The sequence below is a fragment of the Collinsella aerofaciens genome (genome assembly GCF_040926185.1).
Taxonomy (GTDB): domain Bacteria; phylum Actinomycetota; class Coriobacteriia; order Coriobacteriales; family Coriobacteriaceae; genus Collinsella; species Collinsella aerofaciens_BC.
Genome location: NZ_JBCOIQ010000034.1, coordinates 1 through 4,707 on the forward strand (window position 1 = coordinate 1; position 4,707 = coordinate 4,707).

Annotated in this window: 2 rRNA genes; both read left to right on the plus strand. The window is 63.3% G+C overall.

Annotation, left to right across the window (positions count from 1 at the left end):
- Positions 1–1,309 (plus strand): 16S ribosomal RNA (locus AB5750_RS09600); the annotation flags it as partial.
- Between the two features lie 399 nt (positions 1,310–1,708).
- A 23S ribosomal RNA gene (locus AB5750_RS09605) occupies positions 1,709–4,684 on the plus strand.
- The last annotated feature ends 23 nt before the right edge of the window (positions 4,685–4,707 follow it).

Here is a 4,707-nt window from a genome sequence, read left to right on the forward strand (position 1 = left end):
GGCTAAAGCCCCGACGGGAGGGGATGGCTCCGCGGCCCATCAGGTAGACGGCGGGGTGACGGCCCACCGTGCCGACAACGGGTAGCCGGGTTGAGAGACCGACCGGCCAGATTGGGACTGAGACACGGCCCAGACTCCTACGGGAGGCAGCAGTGGGGAATCTTGCGCAATGGGGGGAACCCTGACGCAGCGACGCCGCGTGCGGGACGGAGGCCTTCGGGTCGTAAACCGCTTTCAGCAGGGAAGAGTCAAGACTGTACCTGCAGAAGAAGCCCCGGCTAACTACGTGCCAGCAGCCGCGGTAATACGTAGGGGGCGAGCGTTATCCGGATTCATTGGGCGTAAAGCGCGCGTAGGCGGCCCGGCAGGCCGGGGGTCGAAGCGGGGGGCTCAACCCCCCGAAGCCCCCGGAACCTCCGCGGCTTGGGTCCGGTAGGGGAGGGTGGAACACCCGGTGTAGCGGTGGAATGCGCAGATATCGGGTGGAACACCGGTGGCGAAGGCGGCCCTCTGGGCCGAGACCGACGCTGAGGCGCGAAAGCTGGGGGAGCGAACAGGATTAGATACCCTGGTAGTCCCAGCCGTAAACGATGGACGCTAGGTGTGGGGGGACGATCCCCCCGTGCCGCAGCCAACGCATTAAGCGTCCCGCCTGGGGAGTACGGCCGCAAGGCTAAAACTCAAAGGAATTGACGGGGGCCCGCACAAGCAGCGGAGCATGTGGCTTAATTCGAAGCAACGCGAAGAACCTTACCAGGGCTTGACATATGGGTGAAGCGGGGGAGACCCCGTGGCCGAGAGGAGCCCATACAGGTGGTGCATGGCTGTCGTCAGCTCGTGTCGTGAGATGTTGGGTTAAGTCCCGCAACGAGCGCAACCCCCGCCGCGTGTTGCCATCGGGTGATGCCGGGAACCCACGCGGGACCGCCGCCGTCAAGGCGGAGGAGGGCGGGGACGACGTCAAGTCATCATGCCCCTTATGCCCTGGGCTGCACACGTGCTACAATGGCCGGTACAGAGGGATGCCACCCCGCGAGGGGGAGCGGATCCCGGAAAGCCGGCCCCAGTTCGGATTGGGGGCTGCAACCCGCCCCCATGAAGTCGGAGTTGCTAGTAATCGCGGATCAGCATGCCGCGGTGAATGCGTTCCCGGGCCTTGTACACACCGCCCGTCACACCACCCGAGTCGTCTGCACCCGAAGTCGCCGGCCCAACCGAGAGGGGGGAGGCGCCGAAGGTGTGGAGGGTGAGGGGGGTGAAGTCGTAACAAGGTAGCCGTACCGGAAGGTGCGGCTGGATCACCTCCTTTCTAGGGAGATAAGTTCTTAGAGAGACAAACTTTAACTCGAATAGAGGGCAGGAGCCCGTCCGGTAGATGTCCGCCAGGATGATTCCCCGCAGCACCCGGTCCCCGGGGTCGCACCCGCGTACCTTGAGAGCCGCATAGCGATAGGAGAGAGATGGAAGAGTATCCTCTTCCAGACTCGATTCTTTTCTGCGATTTATCAGACAGAATGATAGCAATCATTCATCCGATCCAAACAAGAAGAATTCACTTATATATGAGTGAGGAGCATCTGATCGCGAGCACAGTGAAGACACTGTGCCGCGGTATGAGATACCCGAATTGCGACATACGAGCGCTATTCATGATATCGATTAATTTTTATTAGCGACACGTGGATATCCCGCGGGCCCGAGTGCGGTCCCGCAAGATACCACGGGCGCACGGCGGATGCCTTGGCACAGGGAGCCGATGAAGGACGCGGCAAGCTGCGATAATCCCCGGCGAGGAGCACACATCCTTCGACCCGGGGGTCTCCGAATGGGCGAACCCATCCACAGCAGTGTGGATATCCCCACCCCGAACACATAGGGGTGGGGAGGACAACCCGGGGAACTGAAACATCTAAGTACCCGGAGGAGAGGAAATCAATCTCGAGACTCCCCGAGTAGCGGCGAGCGAAAGGGGACCGATGGCCAAACCGTCGAGCGGGCATACCCGGCAGGGGTTCCGCCGACGGGGTTGCAGGGCCGCGCATCCGGGGGCTGCCGCCCCCGGGCGCAGGTCCGGCTGGGGAGCGGAACGGCATGGGAGGGCCGGCCGCAGCGGGTGACAGCCCCGTACGCGAACCCAGACCGGACGGCGCGACGCGGTCCCTGAGTAGGGCCGGGCACGTGAAACCCGGTCCGAACCTGGGTGGACCACCATCCAAGCCTGAGTACTACCCTGTGACCGATAGCGCACCAGTACCGTGAGGGAAAGGTGAAAAGCACCCCGGGAGGGGAGTGAAACAGTACCTGAAACCGTGCGCCCACGAGCAGTCGGAGCAACTTTCAGTTGTGACGGCGTGCCTTTTGTAGAATGAGCCAGCGAGTCGCTGGCGCGGGGCGAGGTTAACCGAAAGGGAGCCGGAGCGAAAGCGAGCCTTAACAGGGCGACTTGAGTCCCGCGCCGCGGACGCGAAGCCGGGTGAGCTATCCGTGGGCAGGCTGAAGCGGGGGTAAGACCCCGTGGAGGGCCGAACGCACGTCGGTTGAAAACGGCGGCGATGACCTGCGGATAGGGGTGAAAGGCCAATCAAACCCGGAGATATCTCGTTCTCCCCGAAATAGCTTTAGGGCTAGCGTCGCGCGTTCACCGCCGGAGGTAGAGCACCGGATGGACGAGGGGGCTTCGCCGCCTACCGAATCCAACCGAACTCCGAATGCCGGCGGCCCAGAGCGCGGCAGTCAGAGCATGTGGGCTAAGCTGTGTGCTCGAGAGGGAAACAGCCCGGACCGCCCGCTAAGGTCCCCAAGTTCCAGCCGAGTGGCAAAGGATGTGCGTCCGCCCAGACAACCAGGATGTTGGCTTAGAAGCAGCCATCCATTCAAAGAGTGCGTAACAGCTCACTGGTCGAGTGGACATGCGCCGACAATACACGGGGCTAAGCTGGACACCGAAGCGGCGGGATTTTAATTCATTAGAATCGGTAGGGGAGCTTCCCATGGGCGGAGAAGCCGGAGGGCGACCGACGGTGGAGCGCATGGGAGTGAGAATGCTGGCATGAGTAGCGAGAGACGAGAGAGTAACTCGTCCGCCGTGAACCCGAGGTTTCCTGGGCAAGGCTAATCCTCCCAGGGTCAGTCGGGGGCTAAGGCGAGGCCGGGAGGCGTAGCCGACGCGCAGCAGGCAGACATTCCTGCACCGCGCACGCGGCGCTACGACCGACGGGGCGACGGATGGGGGTGGCTCGGCGGGGTTCTGGACGTCCCCGTGATGGAGCGCGGCCCGCGGACCAGGGAAATCCGGTCCGCATTGAGGGCGAGGCTCCGGACGAAGCACTTAAGCGAAGCGAGTGAGCCCGAGGTCCCTAGAAAAACCCCTAGGCAGGCGCGTGCGCGCCCGTACCGCAAACCGACACAGGTGGGTGGGTAGAACATACCGAGGCGATCGGGTCAACCATGGTCAAGGAACTCGGCACAATGGCCCCGTAACTTCGGGAGAAGGGGTGCCCGCGCGTACGTGAACCGGCTTGCCCGGGGAGCGGAGGCGGGCCGCAGTGGAGAGGCCCAAGCGACTGTTTACCAAAAACACAGGACTCTGCAGAAGCCGCAAGGCGACGTATAGGGTCTGACGCCTGCCCGGTGCCGGAAGGTCACGCGGAGGAGTTAGCCGTTAAGGCGAAGCCCCGAAGCCAAGCCCCGGTAAACGGCGGCCGTAACTATAACGGTCCTAAGGTAGCGAAATTCCTTGTCGGGTAAGTTCCGACCTGCACGAAAGGCGCAACGACTTGGGCGCTGTCTCGACCATGGACCCGGTGAAATTGCACTGGTCGTGAAGATGCGACTTACCCGCGGAAGGACGGAAAGACCCCGTGAACCTTCACTGCAGCTTGGCATTGGCCGCTGGTCCCGCGTGTAGAGGATAGGCAGGAGGCATCGATCCGGAGGCGCCAGCCCCCGGGGAGCCGCCCTTGGAATACTGCCCTCGCGCGACCGGCGTCCTAACCCGAGGCCGTCAACCGGCTCGGGGACCGTGCCAGGCGGGCAGTTTGACTGGGGCGGTCGCCTCCTAAAGGGTAACGGAGGCGCGCGAAGGTCCGCTCGGGACGGTCGGCAACCGTCCTTTTGAATGCAAGAGTACAAGCGGGCTTGACTGCGAGGCCCACAAGCCGAGCAGGTGCGAAAGCAGGCTCTAGTGATCCGGCGGCCCCGAGTGGGTGGGCCGTCGCTCAACGGATAAAAGGTACTCCGGGGATAACAGGCTGATCTTGCCCAAGAGTCCACATCGACGGCAAGGTTTGGCACCTCGATGTCGGCTCATCGCATCCTGGGGCTGGAGCAGGTCCCAAGGGTACGGCTGTTCGCCGTTTAAAGCGGTACGCGAGCTGGGTTCAGAACGTCGTGAGACAGTTCGGTCCCTATCCTCCGTGGGCGCAGGAGAATCGATGGAGGCTGCCCCCAGTACGAGAGGACCGGGGTGGACGCACCTCCGGTGAACCGGTTGTCGACCAACGGCACGGCCGGGTAGCCGCGTGCGGCGCGGATAACCGCTGAAGGCATCTAAGCGGGAAGCCGTTCCAGGGATTAGTTCTCCTTCCGGTAAGGGCCCAGGTAGACTACCTGGTCGATAGACGGCAGGTGCAAGGGCGGCGACGTCCTCAGCCGAGCCGCACTAATCGCCCGAGCTCTTCCGGAACCGCACCTCGCGGCCCGCGGGAC